General features: G+C 68.0%; 24 protein-coding genes and 2 tRNA genes. 6 read left to right on the top strand and 20 right to left on the bottom strand.

All coding sequences use genetic code 11. The annotated features are described in order from the left end of the window. Position 1 precedes the first annotated feature (1 nt). Complete coding sequence (locus tag AC1UE4_RS13575; RefSeq protein WP_482917762.1) at positions 2–859, bottom strand: alpha/beta fold hydrolase; 858 nt, start codon at positions 857–859, stop codon at positions 2–4. 68 nt (positions 860–927) lie between these two features. On the opposite strand from AC1UE4_RS13575, the gene AC1UE4_RS13570 reads away from it, so the two are divergent. Further along, on the top strand, positions 928–1,503 hold the full coding sequence (locus AC1UE4_RS13570; protein ID WP_482917761.1) for a TetR/AcrR family transcriptional regulator: 576 nt from the start codon (positions 928–930) through the stop codon (positions 1,501–1,503). Between the two features lie 4 nt (positions 1,504–1,507). On the opposite strand, the gene AC1UE4_RS13565 is transcribed toward AC1UE4_RS13570, so the two are convergent. The 5 genes from AC1UE4_RS13565 to AC1UE4_RS13545 form a co-directional block, all read right to left on the bottom strand. After that, entirely contained in the window at positions 1,508–1,858 is a 351-nt protein-coding gene (locus AC1UE4_RS13565; protein ID WP_482917760.1) for a hypothetical protein, read from the bottom strand. Between the two features lie 7 nt (positions 1,859–1,865). Next, positions 1,866–2,291, bottom strand: a complete 426-nt coding sequence (locus AC1UE4_RS13560; protein ID WP_482917759.1) for an ATP-binding protein — start codon at positions 2,289–2,291, stop codon at positions 1,866–1,868. Positions 2,292–2,452: 161 nt separating this feature from the next. Then, positions 2,453–2,534: transfer RNA gene (locus AC1UE4_RS13555), tRNA-Tyr, on the bottom strand. A gap of 17 nt (positions 2,535–2,551) precedes the next feature. Beyond that, positions 2,552–2,959: a group I intron-associated PD-(D/E)XK endonuclease gene (locus AC1UE4_RS13550; RefSeq protein WP_482917758.1), complete on the bottom strand. Its 408-nt coding sequence runs from the start codon at positions 2,957–2,959 to the stop codon at positions 2,552–2,554. A 33-nt stretch (positions 2,960–2,992) separates the two neighbouring features. Next, entirely contained in the window at positions 2,993–4,201 is a 1,209-nt protein-coding gene (locus tag AC1UE4_RS13545; protein WP_482917757.1) for a cation:proton antiporter, read from the bottom strand. Between the two features lie 21 nt (positions 4,202–4,222). On the opposite strand from AC1UE4_RS13545, the gene chrA reads away from it, so the two are divergent. Next, positions 4,223–5,374 (top strand): chromate efflux transporter, encoded by a 1,152-nt coding sequence (gene chrA, locus AC1UE4_RS13540; RefSeq protein ID WP_482917756.1) that lies wholly within the window; start codon positions 4,223–4,225, stop codon positions 5,372–5,374. 1 nt (position 5,375) lies between these two features. Here chrA and rfaE2 read toward each other — a convergent pair whose 3' ends face one another. The 4 genes from rfaE2 to AC1UE4_RS13520 are packed head-to-tail and all read right to left on the bottom strand — an operon-like array spanning position 5,376 to position 9,536. Continuing rightward, the gene (gene rfaE2, locus AC1UE4_RS13535; protein ID WP_482917755.1) at positions 5,376–6,743 is read right to left on the bottom strand and encodes a D-glycero-beta-D-manno-heptose 1-phosphate adenylyltransferase; all 1,368 of its coding nucleotides are present in this window, start codon (positions 6,741–6,743) and stop codon (positions 5,376–5,378) included. Next, the gene (locus AC1UE4_RS13530) at positions 6,740–7,999 is read right to left on the bottom strand and encodes a glycosyltransferase (protein ID WP_482917754.1); all 1,260 of its coding nucleotides are present in this window, start codon (positions 7,997–7,999) and stop codon (positions 6,740–6,742) included. Before AC1UE4_RS13530 ends, rfaE2 begins: the two co-directional genes overlap by 4 nt. Then, a complete protein-coding gene (locus AC1UE4_RS13525) occupies positions 7,996–9,000 on the bottom strand; it encodes a glycosyltransferase family 9 protein (RefSeq protein WP_482917753.1) in 1,005 nt (334 codons plus the stop codon). Before AC1UE4_RS13525 ends, AC1UE4_RS13530 begins: the two co-directional genes overlap by 4 nt. Then, complete coding sequence (locus AC1UE4_RS13520) at positions 8,997–9,536, bottom strand: D-glycero-alpha-D-manno-heptose-1,7-bisphosphate 7-phosphatase (protein WP_482917752.1); 540 nt, start codon at positions 9,534–9,536, stop codon at positions 8,997–8,999. Before AC1UE4_RS13520 ends, AC1UE4_RS13525 begins: the two co-directional genes overlap by 4 nt. Before the next feature lie 164 nt (positions 9,537–9,700). Here AC1UE4_RS13520 and AC1UE4_RS13515 point away from each other — a divergent pair. Continuing rightward, a tRNA-Thr gene (locus tag AC1UE4_RS13515) sits at positions 9,701–9,773 on the top strand. 75 nt (positions 9,774–9,848) lie between these two features. Here AC1UE4_RS13515 and AC1UE4_RS13510 read toward each other — a convergent pair. Further along, positions 9,849–12,719 (bottom strand): hypothetical protein, encoded by a 2,871-nt coding sequence (locus tag AC1UE4_RS13510; RefSeq protein ID WP_482917751.1) that lies wholly within the window; start codon positions 12,717–12,719, stop codon positions 9,849–9,851. Between the two features lie 291 nt (positions 12,720–13,010). On the opposite strand from AC1UE4_RS13510, the gene AC1UE4_RS13505 reads away from it, so the two are divergent. Then, positions 13,011–14,075 (top strand): DNA cytosine methyltransferase, encoded by a 1,065-nt coding sequence (locus tag AC1UE4_RS13505; protein WP_482917750.1) that lies wholly within the window; start codon positions 13,011–13,013, stop codon positions 14,073–14,075. Positions 14,076–14,274: 199 nt separating this feature from the next. Here the strand turns inward: AC1UE4_RS13505 and AC1UE4_RS13500 are convergent, their stop codons facing one another. The 5 genes from AC1UE4_RS13500 to AC1UE4_RS13480 all read right to left on the bottom strand — a co-directional run bounded on the left by AC1UE4_RS13500 (position 14,275) and on the right by AC1UE4_RS13480 (position 19,987). Further along, on the bottom strand, positions 14,275–15,096 hold the full coding sequence (locus AC1UE4_RS13500) for a DUF6339 family protein (protein WP_482917749.1): 822 nt from the start codon (positions 15,094–15,096) through the stop codon (positions 14,275–14,277). A gap of 4 nt (positions 15,097–15,100) precedes the next feature. Beyond that, positions 15,101–16,072, bottom strand: coding sequence for a hypothetical protein (locus AC1UE4_RS13495; protein ID WP_482917748.1), 972 nt, complete (start codon positions 16,070–16,072; stop codon positions 15,101–15,103). Further along, positions 16,069–18,012 (bottom strand): hypothetical protein, encoded by a 1,944-nt coding sequence (locus AC1UE4_RS13490; protein WP_482917747.1) that lies wholly within the window; start codon positions 18,010–18,012, stop codon positions 16,069–16,071. Before AC1UE4_RS13490 ends, AC1UE4_RS13495 begins: the two co-directional genes overlap by 4 nt. A gap of 442 nt (positions 18,013–18,454) precedes the next feature. After that, positions 18,455–19,273 (bottom strand): hypothetical protein, encoded by an 819-nt coding sequence (locus tag AC1UE4_RS13485; RefSeq protein WP_482917746.1) that lies wholly within the window; start codon positions 19,271–19,273, stop codon positions 18,455–18,457. Between the two features lie 60 nt (positions 19,274–19,333). Further along, positions 19,334–19,987 carry a hypothetical protein gene (locus AC1UE4_RS13480; protein ID WP_482917745.1) on the bottom strand — a complete coding sequence of 218 codons (654 nt, stop codon included), beginning with the start codon at positions 19,985–19,987 and terminating at the stop codon, positions 19,334–19,336. A gap of 306 nt (positions 19,988–20,293) precedes the next feature. Between AC1UE4_RS13480 and AC1UE4_RS13475 the strand changes: the two genes are divergently transcribed. Then, entirely contained in the window at positions 20,294–21,214 is a 921-nt protein-coding gene (locus tag AC1UE4_RS13475) for a ParA family protein (RefSeq protein ID WP_482917744.1), read from the top strand. A gap of 205 nt (positions 21,215–21,419) precedes the next feature. Next, on the top strand, positions 21,420–21,743 hold the full coding sequence (locus tag AC1UE4_RS13470) for a hypothetical protein (protein WP_482917743.1): 324 nt from the start codon (positions 21,420–21,422) through the stop codon (positions 21,741–21,743). Positions 21,744–22,583: 840 nt separating this feature from the next. On the opposite strand, the gene AC1UE4_RS13465 is transcribed toward AC1UE4_RS13470, so the two are convergent. The 4 genes from AC1UE4_RS13465 to AC1UE4_RS13450 form a co-directional block, all read right to left on the bottom strand. Continuing rightward, positions 22,584–23,783: a low temperature requirement protein A gene (locus AC1UE4_RS13465; RefSeq protein ID WP_482917742.1), complete on the bottom strand. Its 1,200-nt coding sequence runs from the start codon at positions 23,781–23,783 to the stop codon at positions 22,584–22,586. Continuing rightward, the gene (locus AC1UE4_RS13460; protein ID WP_482917741.1) at positions 23,780–24,157 is read right to left on the bottom strand and encodes a hypothetical protein; all 378 of its coding nucleotides are present in this window, start codon (positions 24,155–24,157) and stop codon (positions 23,780–23,782) included. Before AC1UE4_RS13460 ends, AC1UE4_RS13465 begins: the two co-directional genes overlap by 4 nt. Next, entirely contained in the window at positions 24,154–24,585 is a 432-nt protein-coding gene (locus AC1UE4_RS13455) for a DoxX family protein (RefSeq protein ID WP_482917740.1), read from the bottom strand. The genes AC1UE4_RS13460 and AC1UE4_RS13455 overlap by 4 nt, the downstream gene beginning before the upstream one ends. Before the next feature lie 165 nt (positions 24,586–24,750). Next, complete coding sequence (locus AC1UE4_RS13450; RefSeq protein ID WP_482917739.1) at positions 24,751–25,464, bottom strand: alpha/beta fold hydrolase; 714 nt, start codon at positions 25,462–25,464, stop codon at positions 24,751–24,753. Positions 25,465–25,475: the final 11 nt, after the last annotated feature.

Genomic DNA, 25,475 nt, shown 5'->3' with positions numbered 1-25,475 from the left:
TTCAGGCGCCGCGCGCGTGGCGCAGCGCCTCGGCGTAGTGCGGCAGGAGGCCGAACGTCGCCGCGTCCGGGATGACGTGGACCGGACGCCCGCCGAGCGCCTTCGCGAGCCGGCGGGCGTGCGGCGCCGGGTGGACGGGGTCGCCCTCGCCGGTCCAGAACTCGACCGGGCACCGGACGGCGCTGAAGTCGACGCCCCACGGCTTGGCGATGAGCGCGAGCTCCTCCACGACCGCGGGCGCCTGGCCGAGGATCTCCTCGGTCGAGGTCAGGTGGAGCTGCCACCAGCGGTCCTGTTGCATGAGCTTCGCGTCGATGGGCGGAAGCTCGGTGACCGCCTTGCGCGCCATCTTCTCGGGGTCCTGCCGACGGAGCGCGAACTTGAGCAGCCACGGCGCCTTGCGCGCGAGCCGCGCACCGGCGCGGACCTGCGACCCGGCCTCCTTCATCGCGCCCTTGTCGTGCAGCGGCGCCATCGCGCCCATGAGCGAGACCGCCGTGACGCGATCCGGGAGCGCCGCGGCCGCGGCGAGCGAGTAGGGCGTCCCGCCCGACTGCCCGAAGACGCCCGCCCGCTCGATCTCCAGCGCGTCGAGCAGCGCGGCGTGATCGGCCGGCCAGTCGACGATCCGCCGGCCGGTCTGCGGCGTGCTCCCGAACGCTCCCGGCCGGTCGGGCGCGATGAGCCTGATCCCCTCCGCGGCCGCGGTCTCCGCCGCCGCCCGCGCGAGCCCGCGGGAGCAGGGCCCGTCGAGCACGACAACCGGTGTCCCGAGCGGGTCGCCGTAGGTCGTGTAGCTCAGCGCCCGTCCGTCGGAGAGCGTGACGCTGCCTTCGATCTTCTTATCCAGCCTGTCCATCGTCGCTCGCATCTTCGGTCCTTTGTGACGTTGTGTCGCAAAGCCCACTGTGCCATGCTTGCGACACTGTGTCAACTGCAGCTCGCAGCGCACGCGTCTCGTCGGAGGAGGCGCGGCGCCGGATCCTCGAGGCCGCGCGGGCGCTGCTGCTGGAGCGGCCGTTCTCGTCGTTGACGGTCGGCGCGGTGATGGACGAGGCGGGGCTCGCGCGGACAGTCTTCTACCGCCACTTCCCGAGCGTGCCGGCGCTGGCGCCTCAGCTGTTGCCCGACTCGGACGACCCGCTCGTCGATCACGTCGAGCGGCTGGAGGGCCGCGAGCTGCTGGAGGCGATGGTCGACGGCCAGGTCGCCGTCTACGCCGAGCACGGCCGGCTGCTGCGCGCGATCGACGACGCGGCGCGCCGCGACTCGGAGGTGGCGGCGGAGCTCGATCGAGCTCTTGTGGCTCCGCGGCGGCTGCTCGAACGCCTGCTGCGCGAGGCCGAGCATCCGCCGCCGGACCCGGGTGAGTCGGCTCGCCTCGCGATGGCGACCCATCGGGCGTACCTGCTCGACACGTTCGGCGATGGCGGGGACGCGCCGCGGCGCCGCGGCGCCGCGCGGGCCGCCCTGCTCGCGTTCTGGGAGCGGATGCTCGGCTGAAGCTTCAGATGGGGTTGGTGTCCTCGCGCGGGTCCGTGTCCCGCGCGATGTCCACGCCGGCGCCTTCCTTGGCCACGATCAGGTAACCCTCATGACGCTCGATGACCGTCTCGACGTCGGGCAGCTCATGGCCGGGCAGCAGCAGGAAGCGGTCGTAGCCGGCGCGCAGCTGCTCGTAGTCGCGGAGGGTGAGCTCGATCGCTGTCGTGCATCCGAGCCGTCCGCACTCGCACATGAACATGGCTCGGTCGCTGCCGCGATGCCCCCGCTCGATCGCCTCGTTGACACGCCGGCCGTTGGCCTCGATCAGCGCAGCACGCCGCTCGAACTCGGCGTTCGGATCCCCCTCGGTCACGCTCAGATCATGCCGGAACGCCGAGCACGAAGCACATGCGCACTTCGGTGCCACGCGGCGCGCGCCGCCCGATGCTGAAGTCGGACGTGACCTGCGCGACGAGCCCGAGTCCCAGGCCCTGACCCGTCGAAGGCTTGCTTCGGATTCCCAGGCCATCGTCGGCCACGAGCACCTCGAGGACGCCGTCGTCGAAGCGCGCACGGCACTCGACCCAGCCCTGATCGCCGTCGTCGTACGCGTGCATGACGACGTTCGCGACCGCCTCGGACACCGCGAGCCGGATGTCGCCCAGCAGGCGCTCATCGGCCCCGTTGGCGCGCGCGAGATCCACGACGGCACGCCGCAACCGCGTCACCGCTTCGGGTTCCGCAGGCAGACGCTCGCGCAGAGCGCGGGCGCGCTCATGCGACGCGTCTCGCTTGAACCGCGTCACCACGCGCCCATCCATGGTGTCGTCGTCGCCCTCATTCAACAACGTCTCCGGTCGGGGTGGTGTACCCGGCGTACCCGGACCGAACGCGATAGACCTCACATAGGGCGCGACATGCAAAGAGCCCACCATCTGGCGGGCTCTTACCTGCACATTCCTACTTATGGCGGGAGCAGGATTCGAACCTGCGAAGGCTGAGCCACATGATTTACAGTCACGCCCGTTTGACCGCTTCGGTATCCCGCCTGGCGCGGCGATGGAGTTTAGCGAGGGGGAATCGGGCGACCGGGCTCGATCTCGAAGGGCGCGTACTTCGGGCCGCCCAGCAGGATCGCCGTCTCGCCCTCCACCCGCTCGGACGGGATCAGCCACCGCCGGCCGCCCCCGGTCAGGACGAAAAGGCGGTCGCAGCGGTCGGCGCCGAAGCGCTTGACGGTGCCGGACCAGCTCTGGTTGCCGCCCTTCGTGGCGAGCATCACCGTGAACCGCCCGTTCTCGATGCGAGTGCAGGTCTTGACCTGGATCCGGAGCAGCTTCTCGCCGTCGTCGACGACGAGGTCGCAGTCCGGCGCGTGGCCGAGTGGGAGGTAGACGTGCGAACCGCGGCTGACGAACCAGTCGATCGCCGAGAGCTCTCCGAGGTCGCCCTGCGCTCTGTTCGTCAACCTCACGCACACGAACATATGTTCGCGGACGGACGGAACTCACGGCGAGCGCTCGGGCTCGGGTGACCGTCGCGCGAGCCACTCGACGCCCGGCGTGTCGGTGAGGCCGTGGGCGAGGACGGAGACGAAGACCGCGAGGGCGGCGATGCCGAAGAGGCGCTCGCCTTCGGGGACCTGCTCGGCGAGGACGAGCAGCGAGAACGCCATCGTCGCGACGCCCTTCGGGCCGAACCAGCTCATGAACGCCCACGTCGCGCGGTCGGTTCCCGTCCCGAGCAGGGACAACCAAAGGGCGACCGGTCGGGCGACGAGGAACGTGACCGCGACGATCGCCACCGCGGCCCAGCCGTCGGCGAAGAGCACGTCGGTCGTGAGGATCGCGCCGAAGACGACGAACACGACGAGCTTGACGATCTCGACGATGTCCTCGGAGCGCTCCTCGACCGCGCGGCGGATGTCGGGGCGGCGGATGCCGAGCGTGATCGCCGCGACGAAGACGGCGATGAACCCGTTGCCCTCCGGCGGCGCCAGCGCGATCCCGTACGCCGCGAGCGCGACGCCGAGGCCGAAGAGCGCCCGCTGGTGATCGGGCAGCTCGGCCTGCAAGCCGAGCGTGCGCGGCATCAGCAGCGACCCCACCCATCCGACGGCGATGCCGGTTGCAAGCCCGATCCCCACGTCCTGCAGCAGGAACTCCCACCACACGAAACCGCCGCCGTCCGGATCGACGGCGGCGAGGAACGTCAGCACCGCGGTCAGCGCGAGGCCGTCGTTCAGCCCGCTCTCCAGGTTCAGCGAGTGCCGGATCACGCGCGGCACACGCGGGTTCGTGACGACCGCGTTCGACAGCACCGGATCGGTGGGCGACAGCAGTGCGCCGAGCAGCAGCGCGTGCTCCCAGTCGAAGTCGGTCGTCAGCATCGCCGCGGCCGCGACGATCAGGCCGGTCAGCGGCATCGCCAGCACGAGCTTGCGCAGCGGCAGCCGCCACGCGGTCGTGAGTAGTTCGCGATCGATCTCGATCCCGTCGCGGGCGAGGATCACGATGAGCGAGATCACGGCCAGGTCCTCGACGAACTTGGACGTCGGGTCGAACTGCAGGACCTCGAGGCCGCCCTCGCCCAGCACGAAGCCGGCGACGACGAAGACGGCCGTCAGGGACAGGAACGAGCGCTGGGCGATGCCCGAGAGCGCGGCGCCCAATGCGAGCAGGGCGCCGAGCGCCAGCAGGACGGTGTCGAGGTCCACGGCCCGGCATCATGGCGGGCCGTGCACGTCGGCCTGCCGGAGGTCCTACGCGAATGGGGCCGCATCGGCGTCATCGGCTTCGGCGGCCCGCCCGCGCACGTCGCGCTGCTGCGCGACCTCGTGGTCGACCGCAAGGGCTGGATCGACGCCCGAGAGTTCGAGGACGCGAACGCGGCCTGCGGCCTGCTGCCCGGCCCCGCGTCGACGCAGCTCGCGATCTACTGCGCGCAGCGCGTCGCCGGCATCCCCGGCGCGATCGTCGGCGGCCTGGCGTTCATCCTGCCGGGGCTCGTGCTGCTGCTGGCGCTCGCAGCGGCGACGCTGTCGAGCGCGCCGCCGGAGTGGCTGCGCGCGCTCGCGGCGGGAGCGGGCGCCGCGGTGGTCGCCGTGGTCGTGCAGGCGGGCGTGGCGCTCGGGCGGTCGAGCCTCGCGGGCGCGCGTGAGACGCCCGGCGCCAGCGTCGTTCGCGCCGCCGCGTACGCGGTGATCGGCGCCGCGCTGGCGGCCTTCGTCGGAGCGTGGGTCGTGCTCGGGCTGCTCGCGTCGGGGTTGGTCGAGCTGGGGCTGCGCCGGCGCTGGGTGCAGCACACGGCGCTCCACGCCTGGCCGGCGCTGGCGCTCCTCGCCGCGAGCAGGGCGAGCGAGCTGCCGGCCGTCGTGTGGACCGCTATCAAGGTCGGAGCCCTGTCGTACGGAGGCGGCTTCGTGATCGTCCCGCTCATGCAGGGCGACGCGGTCGAGCGCCACGGCTGGATGACGAACACGGAGTTCCTCAACGTCGTCGCGCTCGGCCAGCTCACGCCCGGGCCGGTCGTGCAGACGGTCGGCGGCGTCGGCTACGCGGCGGCGGGGCTCGGCGGCGGGATCATCGCCGCGGTCGTCGCGTTCCTCCCATCGTTCCTCGTCATCGGCCTCGGCGGCCGCCGGTTCGCGGCGTTCCGGGGGAACGTCAACGCCCGCGCGTTCCTCGATGGCGCCGGGCCGGCCGCGGTCGGGGCGATCATCGGCACCGCGGTGCCGCTCGCGTCGGGGATCGCCGAGGTGTGGCAGGGCGTCGTGGTCGGTGCCGCCGCTGTCGCGCTCTTCCTGTTGGGACGCAGCCCGCTGCAAGTGCTGCTCGGCGCCGCGCTCGTGGGCGTCGTCGTCAGCGCGCTGGGCGGGCCGATCCCCTAGCTCAGCCGCGGGCGCGCTCGATGAGCGACGACGTCGAGCGCCCGGCGAGGAACGGCAGCACCACCGTCCGCCCGCCCCACGAGGCGACGACCTTCGCTTCCGGCAGCTCGCCGAGCGCGTAGTCGCCGCCCTTGCACCACACGTGCGGGCGCAGCGTCGCGAGCACCTGCTCCGGCGTGTCCTCCTCGAAGACCGCGACCGCGTCGACGCAGCGCAGCGCCTCGAGCACCGCGGCCCGGTCGTGCTCGTCGTTCAGCGGGCGGTCGTGGCCCTTCAGCCGGCGGACCGAGGCGTCGGAGTTGAGGCAGACGATGAGGCAGTCGCCGAGCGCGCGGGCGCGCTGGAGCACCTGGACGTGGCCCGCGTGCAGCAGATCGAAGCAGCCGCCCGTCGCGACCACGGTGCCGCCCTGCGCGCGGACCCGTTCGGCCAGCTCGACCGCGCTCTGCGTCGCAGGCGGAGCGGTGCGTGTGCGGCCATGCGTCGCCGCTCCACCGGCGGCGACGAACCGCGAGGCGGCCTCGACGGCGCAGGCGACGGCCTCGCTCGGGAGGCGGCCGTCGGCGAGCGCGCCCGCCGCCGCCGACGCGAAGCGGTCGCCCGCGCCGCACGGATCCCCGTGGGCGACCGACGGCGCCGGGACCACCAGCGGCGGCCCGTCCTCATCGCCGCTGCGCAGCAGGGCGCCGCGCGCGCCGAGCGTCACGGCGACGTAGACCGCGCTCCAGTGCCGGGCGAGCGCAGAGGCCGCCGTCTCCGGAGCGGGATCCGCACCCGAAGTGAGGGCGAACCGCTCCGCCTCCGCGCGGTTCGGCGTGACGAGCGTCGCGCCACGCGTCGGAGGAGGGCCGTTCGGGTGCGGGTCCCAAACCACGGGACGGTCTGCCCCGAGGCGTTCCAGTGCAGCACGCACCTTGGGATCGGCGGCCACGCCGCGTCCGTAGTCGGACACCAGCACCGCCTTCGCCCGCGCGATCGCCAGGCGCCCGTCCAGCGTCAGCGGTCCGACCGTCCGGCCCGCGCCGCCGCGGTCGAGCCGCACGAGCGCCGTCCCGCCCGCGCGCACGCGGACCTTCTCGGGCGTCTCGCCGTCGAGGCCCAGGTCGACCACCGTGATGCCTTCGCCGGCGAGCAGCGCGCGCAGCTCCTGCGCCGCCTCGTCGCGCGCGAGTGCCGTGATCAGCGTCACCTCGCGCCCGTCACGCGCCGCCAGCACGGCGGCGAGCCCGGCGCCGCCCGCGCGGGGCGTGCTCTCCAGGTCGCTCAGCACCGGCACCGGGGCGTCCGGGCTCAGACGGAGCGCGCTGCCCTCGAGGTCGCGGTCGAGCAGGGCGTCGCCGATGACGACGAGCGGTGCGGGGCGGGTCACGCCGACGCTCCCTCCCCCGAGCGGGTGCGGACGTGACGGGCGGGGCGGGCGGCCTCGTGGTGCTCGCCCGAGACGATGCGCGCGTAGACGTCGCGGGTCGCCACGGCGATCCGCCGCCAGTCGTAGCCGCGGGCCGCACGCCGCGCCGCGCCGTTGCCGAGCTGCTCGCGCCGCTCCGGGTCGGCGAGCAGCTCCCGGAGGGCCATGGCGCAGCTCTCCGGGTCGCGAGGGGGAACGTGCAGGCCGGACACGCCGTCCACGACCGTGTCGATGTGGCCGCCGACGCGGCTGGCGACGACCGGCACACCGCAGGCCATGGCCTCGAGCGGCACGATGCCGAACGGCTCGTACCACGGCGTGCAGGCGACGACGTCGGCCGAGCGCAGCAGCGCCGGCACGTCGTCGCGGGCGACCTGGCCGAGGAAGTGGACGCGGTCCGCGACGCCGAGCTGCTCTGCGACGCCCATCAGGCGCCTGGCCAAGGGGTCCTCGTGCAGCCGCTTCTTGGGCGGGCCGCCGGCGATGAGCAGCTCCACTCCGTCGAGCGCCGCGACCGCCTCGATGACGTTCCCCACGCCCTTGCGCTCCACCAGCCGGCAGATCGTGACGACGCGCTGCATGCCCGGGGTGCGCTCGAGCGCGGGGCCGTCGGGCGTGAAGTGGTCGAGGTCGACGCCGCACGGGATCACGGAGATGTGGTGACGGTCGGCGCCGAGGCGCACGAGCTCCCACACCTCGTCGCTGCACGTCGCGATGATGTGGTCGACGTCGTGGGCGACCTGCGGCTCGAGGTGCTCGCGCTCGGGCGGACTCGTGTCCTTGATGCCCTGCTGGCGGCGCTTGACGACACCCAGCGCGTGGAACGTCTGGACGACCGGGATGTTCAGCGGCCGCGCCGCTTGGAGCGAGGCAAGGCCGCTCATCCAGAAGTGCGCGTGGACGATGTCCGGACGGTCGTTCTTCCATCGTTCGTGGAGGTCCTTGGCGAACGCGTCCATGTGGGGGAGGAGCTCGTCCTTCGAGACCTCCTCCGGCGGGCCGGCGTCGACGTGATCGACCGCGAGGTTCTCGGTGAGCTGCACGCGGCGCTCGAGCTGCGGCGTGTCCCGGCGGGTGTGGATGACGACGTCGCAACCGAGGTCCGCCAACCCCCGGCCGAGCGACGCGACGTGGACGTTCTGCCCGCCCGCGTCCTCGCCACCGAGCGCCGCGAGAGGGCTCGCGTGCTCGCTGACCATCGCGACCTTGAGGCTCATGCGACCACCGGCGTGATGAGCCGTTCGAGAGCGTTCAGCACTGCGGACACTGGGACCTCGTTCAGGCAGGGGTGGCCGGACACGGGGCAGAGGCGCGCGCGGCATCCCGCGCAGGGCACCTCCACGTGCAGCAGCTCGTGGGGGACCTTCCATGGCCGCCAGCGAGCTGCCGGGACGGTTGGGGCGAAGAGGGAGACGACCGGTGTTTGCACCGCGGCCGCGAGATGCGCCGGGCCGGTGTTGCCGACGACGACCGCCCGGGCTTGCTCCAGCGTCGCCGCCAGAGTGGGCAGATCGGTGGCGCCGCCGAGATCGAGAGCCTCGTCCGCTGCGACGAACGCGGTGAGCTCTCGTTCGCCGGGGCCGCCGGTGACGACGACGTTCGTTCCGGAGTCGGTCAGCTCGTGAACGAGCGCGCGGTAGTGATGCGGCTCCCACGCGCGCGCGGGAACAGACGCGCCGGGGTGGACGACGACGTACGGCTCTTCGATCCCGCTTGGCTTCTCGCCGGAGTTGACCTTGAGCCGGCCATCGTCGTCCGGCGGAAGCTCGTAGCCGAGCGTCTTGGCGAGCCCCAGCGCCCGCTCGACCTCATGGATGTCGCCGGGGTCGGGCGCGCGGACGTCGAGCAGCGTGCCGGGGTAGTCGATGCTGATCGCCGAGACGATCGGCACGCCGGCTATGCGAAGGATGAGCGCGAGCGGCAGCGGGCTCTGGTGGAACGACGTCGAGATGAGCGCCTGGTCGATCTGGCGGTCGCGGAGCTCGTTGATGAGTGCGTCGATCGTCTGGCGGTCGACCGGGTCCGGCTGCGCGTCGATCCAGGCGGCCTTGTGGACGAGGATCTCGTCGACGTCGGGCAGCAGTTCCGCGGCCTTGCGTCCTCTCGGCCCGCAGAGCAGGGTCACCTTGTCGGCGCCTGCGGCAACGGCCCGGATCGCCGGGCCCTGGAGCAGGACGTCGCCGTCGTTGTCGAGGCGGCAGTAGAGGACGTGGGTCACGCCGCCACCCTCTGCTCGAGCACCCGCTCCACCGCCTCGAGGAGGCTGTCCGCGACCTCATCGGCCGCGTCGATCTCCTCCTCGCGAGTGATGGAGGTCGGCACGAGGATCCCACGCGCACCCGCGGCCTTCGCAGCCTCGATGTCAGCCCCGATGTCGCCGATCACGACGCAGTCGCTTGGGTCGACCCCAAGGGACTCGGCCGCCTGGTTGACGAGGCCCGGCAACGGCTTCCGGCAGTCGCAGCCGTCGTCCGGCCCATGCGGGCAAACGAGCCACGGCCCAAGCGGCGCACCGACCAGCTCCTCGATCCGTCGATTGACGGAGTCGACCTGCTCGCGGGTCAGCATCCCCCGCCCGATCCCGCTCTGGTTCGAGACCACCGCAGTCGCGATCCCGGCCTGATGAAGCCGCGCGATCGCCTCGCGCGCGCCCGCCATCAGAAGAACCTTCGCCGGATCGCCGTTGTACGGGACGTCCACCACGATCGTCCCATCGCGATCGAGCAGGACGGCATGTGGCGGGGGGGTCGTCACAAAGCGGCTCTACCCCCACTTCTCCGCTCCGACCAGAAGCTGGCAGCTTCGAATGACACCCGTTCAAAGCCAACGGGAGATCTCTCCCCAACTCGGCTGACGCCCGCTCACCGAAGCGCCTCCCAAGCCCACCCGAACCCCGTCGCGCTACGCTTCGCCGACCAGCCCTCTTAGCTCAGCTGGTAGAGCACTTCCATGGTAAGGAAGGGGTCGCCGGTTCGAGTCCGGCAGAGGGCTTGTGACATCGGGCGGGATGCAGCCGGGTTTTGTCCGCAACGACTCGCGCCTGTCGCTGCACGGGCCGGGCTCGGCTCACCGCAGGCCCGGCGGCAGAGGTTTGTAGTCGGATCTCGAGAGCCCGTCTCTTGGCTCCGCAAGGGCTTTGATCTCACTCGGACGACGCCTGAGCCGGCGTGCGGCAACCAGAGGGCGGAAGTCAACATCACGGACGATCACAGCCGACTCGGTCGCGCCGTGAATCGAGAGAGCGATCGCTTTCTCGTTCTTCGTAGGACGCGTGATCCTGGTGCCGGGATACTGGCTCGTGTTGACGCAGACCGTGACGCAGTAGTTGTCCCGCGTCGTCGCCTCCTGAACCGCGTCGAAGTATCTCCAGTCGGGATTCCATGATGAGACCGTGAGCAGATCAGCGGTCGCACGGAGCTTCTCGCGGAAGCGGATGTCGGCAAATTCGAAGCAGATCAGCGACGCGAACCCGATCCCATTCCAGTTGTACACGGGTACGCGCGTACTGCTCCGCGCCTGCGGAGTCGGTCCCTTCGTCCGGACTTCTACGTCGCTCAAGTGACGCTTCTCACGCGGCGGCGGCACGAAGCAAGCCGGCCTGTTCAGAGAGTCGCGGATCGGAATGGCGGTCCACACGCGGTTCGAGTACTCCCCAGCCACGATCCGCGGAGCCTCACCGCCAATTGCCAGCAGCTGGTCGCTGGCGCTCCGTTCGAAAAGCCATGGGAGCTGTCGCGCGGGGAGGCTCCACTCGGGGAAGACGATCGCATCTGCCCCATGGGCGACTGCCTCTCGCGTCGTGCCGATAATCCCGCGGCGGGCGGCCCGCGATATCGCGTTCAAGCGTTTGAGATCGCCGTCGACGAGGGCCTCCAGTTGGTCGCCGGCGACTCCAATGCTTGGGACTGCAAACCGAACTGGCCGCATGTCGTCAACATCTTCGAGCTTGAAGTCGCCGTCTCCGCGCCGCAGGATCTTGGCGACGTGCGCCTTGAGCTCGTTCACCGATGCTCGCGACACAAGGGGTTGGGATCCGAAGATCTTGAAGACTCGTGCCCGCCAGGTCGTTGTCTCCGTTGCGTTCCAGAGATGCACGGCCAGACATGCCTCGTGGAGTCGCACGAACCTTTTTGCTTTTTCGACTCCGCGCGCAATCGCAAACGCGTCGGCCCCATCGGGAGTCTCGCTCGCCCAGGCCTCGAACGCCGTGTACGCGTCCGCGCCGAAGAGCGGCCCACTCCAGCCGGTGAACTCAGCGAGCGGAGCCGAAACAAGAATTGCCCGCACAAACCGCTCACGTCTTATGGCTTGAGCGAGCTCTTCGACCTCCTCGACGGTGCATCCGAGCGCGCGCTCTGCACTTGTCGCCTCAAGTTCCGCGAGCGCCTCCGGTGCCCCCGATGTTGCGGCGATCGCCTCGGCGACAGCCTGCGCCAGGGACGTTCGAAGGCCGTCGTTCACCGCATTGCGCAATGCTCGATTAGCGCCTAACGGCGCATCGACATCGTCGAAGAGCTCATCGAAGGCCGCGAGCATGTAACGCAGACCTTCATTTCCTCTCGCATGGTGAACGCAGGCCGCGAGTTCGGTCCAGTACGACCTGAGCTCGAGACGCGACACGGCGTCCGTATTGCGGATCAGCTTCCTCAGGTCAGACCACGCTTCCTCTCGATCCGTCCCAATGCGAATCTCATCAGTTAGCCGCATTAGCTCCCTGACGGCCTCTCGCGGAACGCGATCACGCCGCGCCGGCGCCCGGAAAAGCATCTGCATGCCGGGCCCGTCGGCGTCCTCATCGTCATCTTCGTCGGGGAGGTCGAAGTAGGGGTCGAGCGGAGTCGCGATAAAGATGTCGTCCGAACCAGGCGCGACAACGGGCGCATCGGAGATGCCGACGACTCTTCCGTAGGAGATGCGGCCCTTGTCAGCCGCGACGACCATGGTGGCAAGCGCAGCGGCAGCCGGGCTTGCAATTCGCTCGACATCGGGGTCGTCCGCGTTGGGCACGATGACCCCAAGGCGACGGAGGTAGCCGTCGTGGTCCTCCCCATGCTCCGGGAGATCTGAGCTAACGATGAGAATGTCGTCGACGTACGTCGCCGCGCCGTCGACGGCGGGGAGGTCGCGGAGGTCGGCCAGCGCCACGGCCATGATCAGGTTCGAAATCACCGCTGATGAAGGGAGCCCGACTGGGAGAGGACGCGTGCCAATCTCGGGCCCGCTCCCTCGGGGTTCGAGCGCGTCGTGCGCGCTGGCATGCATTGCGTGGGCGACGTCGAGCATCAACGTCAGGTTGTGCCCACGGCGTGAAATTCGGGGAGGGGCGTCGAGCGTTGCGAGAAACGCACTCACGATTTCGCTTGGTGTGGCTCCGACCGAGTAGTAGTACGAGCGAAGGTCGGCGGAAGCCGAAACAAATTGAGTGTCCTGTTCGCTGCGCGCGATTTCGCGGAGGTACTGAGCGAAGAACGAACGCGGCTTGACCGGCGTGCGCAGCAGTGCTCCGGCCGTCTGCGGACGTTCGACGTAGGCGGGATGTAGACGATTGCCACCGACGTGCTCGCCGAGGCATTGATCCAGCAACCGTCCGACCTCGATGCACCACAGGTGCGAGACAAGCCACCAGAACTTGGTTGCGACCGCGAACGCATTCACGCTGGCGACACCTGCTCTGACGCCTACGGCCGAATAAACCGACTGCAGATCGCGGGGCACGACGCCGAGACGAACGCCGCCAACATCGCCGTTGACGACCCCCGTGGGCGGCTGCCCTAGCGTGCGTGTCGCGGACAAGACGTCGCGTAGTACCTCCCGTGCGTGTGACGGAAGACTCTCTACCGCGACCCGCCGGAGGAAAGGGTTGTCGAGCGTGCGGTACGCAGCGCGGCCCAAGTGGTGCTCAGCGACATCGATCGCCGCATCGATGGCGTCTGGCACGGTGTCAAACTAGGTTGCCGGCCGGTCGGAACCGTCAGCAGCGGGCAGTGGGCCTGATCCGCGCGGAAACTTGATCAGAGGACGCAACTGCGCCGCAACAGGGGGCTGCCCGCTGACCTCGATCGGCGCGACTCTGCCGGAGCCGCGTCACAAAAGCATCGACGAGCGCGCCGACACTCGGAATACCTCTCGGACGCTTCCACCCGTACGCAGACGACTGATCCATCGCTCGCTACGGCGCCTGGCGCGCCGCGCGGGAGCGTCCGAACGGATGTCTACCGTTCCGCGGCCGTGACGCTTCGCCTCATCGACCTGTTCGCCGGATGTGGAGGGATGACGCGGGGCTTCCTGGACTCCGGGGCCTTTCAAGGTGTTTTCGCCGTGGAGATGGACCGTGACGCGGCGGCGACTTACGCCGCAAACTTCGGAGATGAGCATCTATTCCGCGGCCCGATCGAGAAGGTCAATGACTTCCCGGCCGCCGACGTTGTGATCGGGGGGCCCCCATGTCAGGGCTTCAGCCCCCTAAACCGAGAGGGAGTCGGACTAGAGCGGCGAGCACTCTGGACTGAGTATCTGCGTGCCCTTGAGGAATCGGCCCCCGCTGCTTTCGTGATGGAGAACGTGCCCGAATTACTTGTCTCGGTCGAGTACGAAGCCTTTCTCGACGAAGCGCGAGGTCTGGGATACGAAGTCCACGGCCAGGTCCTCAACGCTGCAGACTTCGGCGTGCCTCAGCATCGCCGTCGGGCAATCGTGATTGGGTCCCGGATTGGAACCCCGCCGTGGCCGACGGCAACTCACTCGGACCCGAAGAAAAACGAGTTCGGTACAGAGCCTTGGCGAACATTCAGAGACGCAGTCGCTGGCTTGTCGCTGCGGCCGACCAACACAGACTGGCACAACGAACGTAACCCGCGTCCCGAGAGCATTCGGCGGTACAAGGCCGTGCCGCCGAATGGCGGAAATCGATTCGAGATGCAGCGCAATCTCGATCGCGCAGGTCTCGCCCACCTCGTGCCAGCATGCTGGCGGAAAAAGCCTGTCGGAACCACCGATGTCTTCGGACGGCTGTGGTGGGACCGGCCTTCTCCCACCATCAGAACCGAATTCCACAAGCCGGAAAAGGGTCGTTATCTCCACCCGTCGGCTCATCGCCCGATCACGGTGCGGGAGGCCGCACGCTGCATGTCATTCCCGGACGCGTTCGTTCTGCCTGCGGATCAGTCCATGACGTCAATTGCACGCCAGATCGGGAATGCAGTCCCGCCGCTCCTCGCACGCCGCATCGCCGAAGCGGTGGCAGGCCACCTGATGACGAACTTCGAAAGCGGTCGCGCGCTCGCCCGTAGCTAAGACCCGCGTCCCTGAACGGCCGCTCAGCTCATCTCGTGGGTCAGCTGGCCTGATCCGGCAGCCCGTCAGTGCGAAGCATCGTCGGCCATGTCGCCAAGATCGCCGCTTAAACGCCGATCGGCCCTGTCATTTACCGCGCTCGTCTCGTGGTGGTCTGGCTCGCGGGTAGATCACGGATACGCGCGCCGTCGGACCTCGGTTACTTCCCGGCCGTGGCGAACCCCCAACCGCGCTGCGCCACACGGAAACCGCCGGCCAGCGATTCCACGGTCGTATCTCTGGCCGCCGGACCAGTAGGCAATTGCTCCCAACTGTCCGGCATCTCAGCGTCCTGCGCGGCCCAGTCGCGGTAGGTGGCCCAATCGTCCTGTTGCAAGTTGGTCTCGAGCTCCGGCGGTGCGCCAGCGGTGGCGAAGTTCAGGACCCGCGCAAGGTCGTTCACTTCGCTGGACTTGACTGAGGTCGGGTCGTCCGCTGGTGCGACGACGTCGAGGATCCCAAGAGCGAGTGAACGGCAACGTACGAGGGGCCGGTGCAGGTAGCTGTTTATAAGGTCCTGCCTGACGAAAGCCCGTTCGACCGGGCCGTAGTCGGCGCCGTTGCGAAACAGTTCGCCGCCCCACCAGAGCCGTGCCATTGCCTGCTTGTGAACGGGACCGTGCCAACGGTCATCGCTAAGAGTCACATTTGTGTGGTCGAACCATCGCCAGTAGGTGTGATCCTTGTAGCGGAGCGCAAGCCACTCCCAGATCGCGCGGTCGGCGGCGAGGTCGCGAGTAAGACGCAACGCGTAATGGACCCTCGGTGCGAGCCAACGATCTGCCGTCGCACGGTCGTCAGTCCACGCGCCAGCAGCGCGCCGCTCCACGAAATCGTTCATGAGAGCGTCCAGCACAACGAGACTGATTTCAGAGTCGTCGGCGCGCGTAACTAGCTCCTCGTGGATCCCTGTCGGAACGCTTTCGTCGAGCACGCTCTCGCGCTCGTCAGGACTCAAGCGCCGGTTGTACTTCGCCAGCACGCCGTCAGACATATTTCACGTCTCTAACAACGCTCGCGACCGCCGACGAGTGGCCGGTCATTCGGTCCACGGCGGCGTCCACCTCCGCCCAGAGCTGAGCCTGGTCGACCGCAGACCCTCGAGCGGCATCGAGGAGTCGCTCGTAGAACTCTCCGGCTGAGGCCACCATCGTCATCTCGCCGGCGACCGCCTCGCACACTTGCCTTAGCAGCCCGTCTTGCGGCTCCTGCGGGTCGAGTACTTCAGGATCCATCGGGACAACTTCGTTTGCGGCGGCTCGAACCAGGGCCGCCGTCGCGTCACGCGCGATGGAGCTCCCGATGATGTCTCGCAGTCGCTTCCGCTCTTGCCGAGCTGTGGCTGGCAGCAGCAATTCCTTGAGACCGTCTATTCCCGCGTTCAGAAGAAGCGTGGGCTTGACCCCCGTCAGGTCCATCACGGCATACGCCTCGGGTTGCTGCCTGGCGACGAGAGGCGAGGTCGTGTCGGCGAAGTCGATCCACGCGCTGTCGAACGGTGGCTTGCCGGGGGGCGTTGGCGCGTCGGCGGGATCGACGATCACATCCCACTTGTCGCCAACTCCAACCAGCCGACGGCGGTCGTCCACATCTCCACCGATGTCAACCGTCAGGTCGCAAGCGCCAGCTAGTGCTGCCCGCGTGATCGTGATCGTCCCCGAGAAGCGGTCTGACACTGACGGATCGACGGGGGGGAGGGCGAAGGGCAGGCGTGTGTTTGCTCGGGATGACGACACAACCGCGAACGCTGTGACCGAGGCAACCCCGGACGGCGGGGCTTCGTCGCTCGAAGCAGTCACCTCGAATGTGGCCGTCTCCCAGTCGCCAGCCTGATCGAGCCGCACTCTCCGGCGCGTTGCGTCAACCCGGTCGGTTTCGTCGCGGCCGTCGATTCGCATCTCGCTCAGCCAAACCGACCACGGCTTCAAATACGAGGGCCACGCGAACCGCACGCTCATGAGGACAGGCCTCCATTTTCGTCGGCACCAGACGCAACCTGCGCGGCATCGAGCCCGCGAAGCACCGCCTCGATCGTTGTCTCACTGGCAGGAAGCGGCAGCTCAGCGACGGAGGTGCCGCGGAACGTAGTCAGGACGTGACGCTTCCGCCCGACGAACGGCAGCGTCAGCCGTCCATCGGAATCGATGGTCCCAGGACCTGCGACGGTCTCGCAGCTCTCCCAGTTGATGAAGCTGCGTCCTTCAAGCCCGACGATTGCGAGGCGCGGGAACATCGACCAACCCTCGCGTCGGTTCCGCGCTTGAACCTGGCAGACGACGTGCCAGCGCCCATCCTCCACGTGGCAGTCCAGGATCTCGATCTCCGGCTTGCGCCGGGCGGCACCGGAGCCCGGCGACGAACTGGTCTCCCCACGGAGGAACCGGAGATGTTTGAAGATCACCTCAGGCGGCTTATCTTCGGTGGGCGGTGGGGCACCGAATAGTTCGAAGAGCGCATTGAGAATGTGCGTCTGGATCTCTCGCAAGTTCGGGACCCAGGGCGGGACGTAATGCGCCGTCAGGTTGGCCTGCGAGGTCTGATTGCGGCCCTTGCCGGGAATCCATCGATCATGTGACGGGGGCTCCGAGAAACGCAGGAAATCGTCTGCGCGTAAGTCGTCCTGGGAGGGCGAGACGGGATTGATCGCTGCCCCGGCAAGAAGAAACGCGTGGTACGTCCGGCCTTCGAACTCGCGGTCTAGCGTTTCGACGATCATCTCCGGCCGGCGAAAGAGGCAGACGCGATTCTCGAGCGAGTCCTTGTTCTCGTCTGAGATCGTCACGATCAGCTTGGCGTTGTGGACGAACGCGTCGTGACCACCCGCGGTCTTGCGCTTCGCGATCGCGATCGGTACGTCGCGACAGACGGTCGATAGCGGCTCGTCGAGCGATTCGTCCAAATCGCCGTCGTCGAAACGACGGAGCGCCTGGACGAGCTCGGCGAAGCTCTCTTCGGGATCGACATTCGCTTCCATGAGCGCGGCGGCTCCGTCGAATACCTCGATGGTCACTTTGAGGCGTCCGCGAGTAAGCAGCGGCCAGAAGTTCTCCTCCAGACCCTCTCTGAGCTCATCTGCAAGGCCGATGAGCTCGGACCCGTCTCCCGTCCCTAGGTCCGGCCGATCGGGGTCATAGAAGCCCACTAGCAGGGCCGACGTGCCGGTGCGATCGTTTCGCCTCGTAAGTCGAAGCGAGTCGATCAGCGTCTGGTCGTCCCAGACCGACTCGATGTCGCCTTCAGCATCCGCGGTACCGAAGTACCCGCGGCCTTGGAGTTTGTCGTCGCCTAGGCGATGAAGAACGCCCTGATTAACACCGAGCAACCGCTGACCGGACCGCGTTCCATCATCAACCTGGCTGTTGAAGACCACCGTCTGCAGTCGGGAGAAGCGCCAGTACACAGCCTTGCCGAGCCCGAACGAGCCGCCGGCCGCTTTGTCCTTACCGCTGAACAGGTCTAGGCGGCAAAGCTTGATTAGGTTGCCGAACTCGGACTCATCGAGATTTCCATCTGGGAACTCCGGCCCGGTGAGGCCATGACAGCCGTAGTCGGCAATTCGAAGCAAAACGAGCGAATCGGAGTTGCCGATCGCCTCGAGCCCGCTTTTGATCTGACCTGCGGCGACGGCGCCCCCAGACGACTCCGCCATTGCGGCGAGGTGCGGCGAAAGTCCGTGCTGCCAGTCCAGTGCCTGCAGGAACTCGTCTCGTTCGTCTCCTTGCAGCCTGAAGAACGAGTAAACGAGCTCAGGGGTTCCATCGTTACTCCGGGCATCGTTCGTGTTCTGTGCCGTTTCACGGGCGAGCGACGCAAGACCAGCGTTGACGGTCCACTGGTTGGCGTTGCCGTAGTTGCCGTAGGTTCGGCTCTGCGGCTCCCACTTCCACTCGGTCGTCATCCGAACAGTCGCTTCGTGACGCGGCGCGGGACATTATGCGGGCGTTGTAGCACTGACGACGTGCGAGAACTGTCCGGCTGGCGGCGACGCGAGGTGACGTCTGGCGTCGACGCGGTGACAGATCTAGTCGTGAATGAAAAGCCGAGTTTGAACGTCATCGACTCAGTTGTGGTCACGGAAGGAATCCTTAACATCTCAGGTCTCCTGAAGGAAGCGTCGAAACTCATCTGGTTGCGTCTCCCGCGCGGCGGGGCCTCGCAGCGGCGCACGGGCCTCGTGCCAGCCACGTCTTGCCAGCCACGTCTTGAGCGACGAACGCCGCTGGCGGGCAAGCCCGCCAGCGGTCCCGCGTGGCATTGGTGGGAGCAGTCGACTCTAGGAGCGCTGGCGCACCTTCAGCCGTGCGGCGTATCGTCCGCGGCGGCAACTGCCGCCGAAGGGATCAAAGCTCGATCGCCTCCACATCGATAATCGGCTCTTGACGTTCGACGTGTTGAGGCAGCTGGCGATCTTCCATCTCAAGCGGGACGACGGTGTTGCCGCACGTCGGGCACGTCCCGTCAGCGATGCCGATGGCGCTTTCGACCGCCTCGAGTGCGCGCCCAGTGTCATCCATGACCTCGCGCAGCGCCGATGCGACCTCCGCGTACTTCGCCGGCGGGACCTTCGTCCGCTCGCCGTTGAAATACCGGGCGAGGTCAACCATAAGGAAGGATCGGACGCCGCTCGCGACCGTGACCTGCTCGTGCAAGTGGCTTGCGATCTTCAAGAAGTCGAGTATCGCCGACTTTTCGCGCTCCGCTTCCTTGCGTTCGCGGGCAAGGCGTTGACGTTTGGCAGCGAGGCTCTCGTTGCGGCGAGCGCTCGCACGACTCTTCACGCGCTCGGAGGCCTGCGCGTCCATGACCGCGGCGTAGACGTTTCGGTCGCTAAGTCCTTGCAGGATGAACCTTGCCTGTTCCTCGACGTTGAGGTCGCTCCACTTGCGACGCCTCTTCGTCCGGGTCCTTGCGCGGTTCGCGACGTCCGCCTGACGCGTTGGGTCGGACACCGCGGTCCAGCGGATCGCGCTCGTGCGCTTCATTGCGAGCGCGAGATCCCAATCATCGGGCTCGACAAGGCCTCTCTCCCAGAGACGAAGCCTGGCCTTTCCAGCGGTGCCTCGCTCGAGCCCCAGCTCCGTTGCAAGCTCAAGGTCAGTGAGCTTGCGACCGTCGAGGGCCGCGTGGACGCGCTGTCTTGTGTCTGACGGTCTGTTCATCGGTTCAAGTGACCGACGTGCCCGCAGCCTTTCGCGGGCACATCGGATCGTGATCGCTTACTAGTCGGTGCTCACCGGGAGGGCGGCCTGAACGCGTCCGATCGTCGCTTCGAGCTGGCCGCTGATGGCGCCCTCGAGCTCGGGGTGGCGATCCTTCAGCATCTCGACTCGCCGCTGCACGTTCTCGGCCTTCTTCTGCAGAGCGTCCAGCTCCTTCTTGAGGTTGTCGCCGAGGATGAACTGAGCCGTGTCAGTGACGAAGACGCCGTTTTGGCGGTTCACCCCGCGCATCATTGAGCTGCGACAGAGGACGAGCGTCGAACCCTCGTCGTCCAGCCGGCGCTGGATCTTGCCGGTCGGCGCGTCCTGGGTGAGGCTCCAGGCATCGCGATTGAGCTTGCGGTGAACGGCCTTGTCGACCTGGTCGAGGTCGGAAGGGTCGCTCCCATCGGCCCCAGGCGCGTTCGGGAAGAGCGCTACGAAGAGCTCGTCGCGCGTCGTGCTCTTGCTCGGATCGTTCTTGTCGTCCTTCGTCACAACGACCTTCGACGTCACGAACTCGTACGCCGCATCGAAGAGGGCGTCCTCATTAACGCTCCCATCCGAGTGGACGTACCCCTCGGCGAGGTAGCACTGCTTGATCCGGCTCTCGACCTGCCGCTCGTAATCGCGCAGGATCGTGCTGTAATCGACCGCGTTCGCGGTGGACATCATGTGTTCACTCCTTGGTGTTCGGGCCGAGCCCGAAGTCGCAACGGATACGGCCGACGGAATCGACCGCGAACTGCTCTATAGCCTCCTTCCTGGTCGCAACGCGCAACGAGGCGCTTGGTGCAGGGTGGGCGGATTTGCTTCGGGGAGGATACGCGAGCAACGAAGCTCATGTGTGATTCGCTCATCACACAACGGCTAGAGGGCGCAGCGGCCTCTCAAGTCTGCGCTCGCCCCTGATTATTGGATCTCAGTCGAGTTGGCAAGACACATGCGAGTATTCCGATTCGTTCCGATGTGGGAGGGGCCATGCACGTTGTCTCAGTGATCAACTACAAGGGCGGAGTCGGGAAGACCACCCTCACGGCGAATCTCGGCGCCGACCTCGCGTGGCGGGGGTATCGGGTGCTCCTGATCGACCTGGACCCTCAGGCCAGCCTGACGTTCTCACTCGTGCGCCCCGAGTTTTGGACAGAGGAGCTCGAACAAAGTCGCACGATCAAGGCCTGGTATGACGCGACGCAGTCAGGCAAGGAGATCAGTTTGGCGTCTCTTACGATCAGTCCGCGTGAGGTCAATCGTCGGCTGGGCAGGTCCAACGGTGCGTCCCTCGACCTAATCCCCTCCCATCTCGGTCTCATCAACGTCGACCTGGAGCTCGCGACCGGCTTGGGTGGCGCATCGATGACGCAGGCGAAGCTTAACTACATGAGGGTTCATCGCCGGCTGGCCGACGGCCTCGAGGACCCGGCGTTTGCCGCCTACGACGCGATCCTCATCGACTGTCCTCCGAACTTCAACATCGTGACGAAGACCGCGATCGTCGCCAGCGGGCACGTCTTGATTCCTGCGAAGGCGGACTACTTGTCGACGCTCGGGATCGACTATCTCCGGAGAAGCCTCGACGAGCTAGTCACGGACTACAACGAGTATGCCTCGCTCGATGGGGGCAACGGGGCCGTTCGCATCGACCCGAAGGTGCTCGGGATCGTGTTCACCATGATCCAGATTTACGGTGGGAGGCCGGTGTCGGCGGCACGGCCGTACATCGCTCAAGCCCGGCAGCTGCAACTGCCGGTCTTCGATGCGTATCTACGTGAGAACAAGACCCTCTTCGCCAGCGCTGCCCAAGAAGGCGTGCCCGTCATCCTGAGCAGCGAGGACTATCGAGGCATCCGTTCGGAACTGGAAGGCTTCGTGGATGAGTTCATCGCAGAGCTCGGGCTCTAGACCCTCAAAATCCTCGGCAGAGGTAATTGCAGCCGTCCTCGCGGGAGCGGCGGACGCCGTCCGCTCGCTCTCGGACGATGACATTGCCGCGTTTCTCGCCGGTCAGCGGGACCTCACAATCCGGGCTGGCCGCCGGCCCGCCCGACGTCCGAAGCGGCAACTGAGCGACGAGCAGGCGAATGATGTGCGCGTTGCACTCGGCGCCATGAACACGCGCGATGAAGGCATTGCGTATCTCGAGCGACTCGACCTCAATCGAGATGCGCTGCGAGCACTCGTAGCGGCACTTGACCTACCCGCTATGCGGTCCGACAATATTCAGCGGCTGCGCGAGCGCATCGTTGAGTCTCTGATCGGCTACCGCCTTCGCTCCCAAGCGATACGTGGCGGACGAGTCGGCGTCGACGAGACGGTTAAAGGCGAGAAGCGTTCAAAGTCCGTGCAGAGCGGGCGCGCTCGCGAGTCGGCCGCGTCGGGTGGCTCTTCCGCGAAAGCGCGCAGCTCGCATGGCCGCGTGCCTGACGGCTAAGACCGACGCGGCAATCACGTCAGCGATCTTGAGTGCTGGCGGAAACTCGCAGGAGCTCCACTGTCGGCGTCCGTCTGGCGCGCCCGACAACCGGCGCCCGCGGGTCGGGCGCCTGACTGACCGCGGGCAAGGCTGAACCCGCACGAAGTCTTCCGGGGGTACTCGGCGCCGCCTCGAAGCCCGCGCGGGTCGCTTCGAGCGAAAAGGCATGATCCAGGATCGTCGGCTGCGCCGCGGTCAACTTCAGCGCGCTTTAGCCATATGAGGCAAAACAAGCTCTAGCGCTCCGCCTGCCTGGCGCGGGTTTCATGCCCGGCGAGCTCGGCGATACGCCCCGATGCGGTACCGGATCGTGTTGGTGTGGACGCCGAGCTCGATTGCGGCTTCGACGACCCGGCGCGGCCCCGTCGCTAACCCCTCTCTGCCGATCCCCGAGCAGCAACGATGGGTCAAGCTGCGGCGGTTGAATCGTGCGTCTGACCGTCTTGGCCGCGTCCCTCACGGCTACGCGAGGCCGAGCGCACGCTACGCATCGCCTCCCCTAATCGACCGATCGCGGCCGTCGGAGAGATCGCCGCCTTCGATTAGCTGTTCATCGCCGCCGACGCCCGAATTCGCGCCGTCATCGCGGGCAAGGGCGCTCGCCTCACCGGCCTCAACGCATCCATGCGGGACACGATCGAGGCCTACGTCGCGGAGGAGCTGAAAATCGGCCGAATCGTCGACGATCCTAGGAAGTGATGGGCGATTACGTTGCGCGACGGGCAACGCTTTGCCTCACATGTCGCTGACCGCTGCGGCCGTCACGCGCGCCCGGCGATCGGCGGACATACCTCAGGCTCACGCTGTGGAAGCGGTCGCTGGTTCGAGATCTGGAGCGACCTTCGAGCGCAGCTCCCAAGCCGCCAGACCCGACAGCAACGCGGCGACGATCACGCTGACGACCAGCACGCTGACCTCGTCGCCAAGTGGCACGAGGGCGATGAGCAGCCCGGCGAGGGCCACGCGGGTGGGATTGAGCGTGCCGGTCATTCGCCAGACGAACAGGCTCTCGCCGAGGAGGAAGATCGCCGGGCCGCCGAGGACCATCGCCGGGCCGACTCCGTGGAGCGCGTCGTTTGGGTGAGCGATCAGCAGGTCGTTGCCGACCGCGGTGGCGATGATCCCCGCGACGATCGGGAGGTGGAGGTAGGTGTAGCCGTCGCGGGCGAGGCGGCCGGCGTCGGCGCATGTGCTCAGCGTCTCGCGCGCCTCCTCGGCGGTGGCTCCGAAGTACAGCCACCACAGCGCTCCGGTCTCGACGAAGGCGATGGCGAGGCAGAGGACGACGGTCGTCGTCAGGCCCGCCGCGGAGGCGGTTGCGCCCGTGACCACGATCGACTCGCCGAGGGCGATGATGATGAACAGCTGGCAGCGCTCGGCGAAGTGGCCGCCTTCGATGTCCCAGTCGCTCGTCGCGGCTCGGCCGCGGCCGGGCAGCCAATAGCCGGCGACCGGGGCGAGCAGCTCGAGGACGAGAGCCGGAATCCACAGCAGCAGGCGAGCATCGCCGTCCAGCGCGAAGCCGCCTACCAGCCACAGCACGCCGGACACGGCGCTCCACACGACCAGCCGCTCGAACACCTCGCGGAGCCGGTGGCGGCGCGTGAGCAGCGCCGCGGCGACGTTGCGGCCGACCTGCAACGCCACGTAGCTCGCCGCGAAGAGCAGCCCGTGCGCGCCGAACGCCTCCGGGAGCGCCGCGGCCATGAGCAGGCTGCCGAGCATCACCGCGGTGAGCACTCCGCGGACCGCGGAGGACGCCGGGTCGAACCAGTTCACCATCCACGTCGTGTAGATCCACGCCCACCACACGACAAGCAGGAGGAAGGCGGCTCGCGCGACGCCGGCAACGGTGAGGTCGTCGAGGATCTGGTGCGACAGCTGGGTGACCGCGAAGACGTAGACGAGGTCGAAGAACAGCTCGACGGTCGTCGTCGGCTGCACGGCACCTGCGCCGCGCGGGCGCAGGTGCCTGATCGTGGTGGCCGCTGCGCTCACCGGAGCTTGCGCGCATCGCGGACGATGCGGTGCGGCAGGAGGTCGACGAGCGCCCGGCCGGCGTGGCGCAGCCGCTGCCCGAGCAGGGTCACGTGCCGGCGGTCGTGCGACCGCAGGTGGTGGACCAGCAGATACGGCACCGACAGCACGGCCGCGATCAGCCCCAGGATGAGCGCCGTCGCCAGCAAGGGGACCACGACGACGACGGCGAGGATCGCCAGCGGCGGGCAGATGAGCAGCGCGAGGAACACGACGCCCACGATCTCGACGGCGCGCAGTGCCTCCCCGGCCGCCTCGGTGGCGATGGCGGCGTCAGCCTCGACCTTCTCAACCGGCGTCGGCGGGTCGTACGCGTGCGGGGCGTGGGTGCTCATGAGGTCTCCTTCGCGACGTGGAACAAACGGGCAACGTCAAGGGCGGCGTCGGCGCTGAAGCGACCGGCGCCGGTGAGGACGAGCGCGAAGCTCGCGCTTCCGAGGAGCAGCACGAGCTCGATGCCGCCGTCGGTGACGAAGAAGCCGTGGCCGATGTGCTGCGTGAGCAGCGCGACCGTCATGTCGCCTGCCACCGCAAGCCCGGCCAGCGGCGTGCCCAGGCCCGCGATCAGCAGCAGTCCGCCGACGGTCTCCGTGACCGAGACGAACGGCGCCATTACGCCGGCGGCGGGGATGCCCAGCGACGTGAAGAGCTCCTCCGTGCCGGCGAGGTCGCCGAGCTTGTCGAGCCCGTGCAGGACGAACGTCACGCCGACGACGAGCCGCAGCACCAGGAGCCCGGCGTTCATCGTGTTGACCGGAGTCATGGCTCCTCCTCTTCGTCGGCGGGGCGTCCCGCCCGGAGCGGGGACAATGGGTCGAGGGCGAGGGGCTCTCGGACCGGTTCCAGCTCCTTCGAAGAGCCGAAGCCGATCGGGCCGTACGGCTCGAGTGCCAGCGGGTCGGTTTCGCGAAGCATCGGTCGCACCCCCTCACGCCGCCGCGCGCAGCGCCGCGGCCTCGAGGATCACGCCGGCGGTCGTGCCGGGATGGGCGACCGGGACCGCGTGCGACGCGCCGGGGATCTCGATCGTGCGGTGCGCGTGCGCGCGCTCGGCCATGTAGTGCTCGAGCGCCTTCGGGATGTTGCGGTCCTCCTCGCCGAAGACGAACCGCGACGGCACGTCCTGCCACAAGGACCGCGCGCCCGACGGCTCGACGAGCGCCTCCTGGGTCACCGGCCGCTGCGTGGCCGCCATCCGCGCCGCCGTCCCCGAAGAGACGTCGGCGCAGAACTGCTCATGGAACCGGTCAGAGGAGATCGTCAGATCGGTCGTGCCGTCGCTGCGCGGCACCGCCTGCAGCGTGTCGCCGAGCGTGCTGCCCGGGAACACCGCGGACAGCTCGAAGCAGCTCTCGCCCGGCAGCGGCGCGAACGCGGCGACGTAGACGAGACCGACGATGTCGCCGGCGTCGCGGTCGACGTTGGTGACGACCGCGCCGCCGTATGAGTGGCCGACGAGCACGACCGGCCCGTCGATGGACCGCACATGGTCGCCGACGGACGCGGCGTCGGAGGCGAGGCCGCGCAGCGGGTTGGCCACGGCGGTCACCGGGTGTCCGGCGTCGAGCAGGCGACGGATCACCTGCTCCCAGCTGGACGACCCGGCGAACGCGCCGTGGACGAGCACGATGGTGGGGAGCATCGGAGCCTCCG

It is taken from the genome of Parviterribacter kavangonensis (assembly GCF_056863335.1).
This window is presented reverse-complemented; position numbering and strand designations above follow the sequence as displayed.

Coding starts and splice junctions, on each gene's coding strand:
- AC1UE4_RS13460 (WP_482917741.1), bottom strand. CDS start 24,157: ATGAGCACCCACGCCCCGCACGCGTACGACCCGCCGACGCCGGTTGAG.
- AC1UE4_RS13470 (WP_482917743.1), top strand. CDS start 21,420: ATGAACACGCGCGATGAAGGCATTGCGTATCTCGAGCGACTCGACCTC.
- AC1UE4_RS13530 (WP_482917754.1), bottom strand. CDS start 7,999: ATGAGCCTCAAGGTCGCGATGGTCAGCGAGCACGCGAGCCCTCTCGCG.
- AC1UE4_RS13480 (WP_482917745.1), bottom strand. CDS start 19,987: ATGATGTCCACCGCGAACGCGGTCGATTACAGCACGATCCTGCGCGAT.
- AC1UE4_RS13485 (WP_482917746.1), bottom strand. CDS start 19,273: ATGAACAGACCGTCAGACACAAGACAGCGCGTCCACGCGGCCCTCGAC.
- AC1UE4_RS13495 (WP_482917748.1), bottom strand. CDS start 16,072: ATGAGCGTGCGGTTCGCGTGGCCCTCGTATTTGAAGCCGTGGTCGGTT.
- AC1UE4_RS13455 (WP_482917740.1), bottom strand. CDS start 24,585: ATGACTCCGGTCAACACGATGAACGCCGGGCTCCTGGTGCTGCGGCTC.
- AC1UE4_RS13450 (WP_482917739.1), bottom strand. CDS start 25,464: ATGCTCCCCACCATCGTGCTCGTCCACGGCGCGTTCGCCGGGTCGTCC.
- AC1UE4_RS13475 (WP_482917744.1), top strand. CDS start 20,294: ATGCACGTTGTCTCAGTGATCAACTACAAGGGCGGAGTCGGGAAGACC.
- AC1UE4_RS13575 (WP_482917762.1), bottom strand. CDS start 859: ATGGACAGGCTGGATAAGAAGATCGAAGGCAGCGTCACGCTCTCCGAC.
- AC1UE4_RS13490 (WP_482917747.1), bottom strand. CDS start 18,012: ATGACGACCGAGTGGAAGTGGGAGCCGCAGAGCCGAACCTACGGCAAC.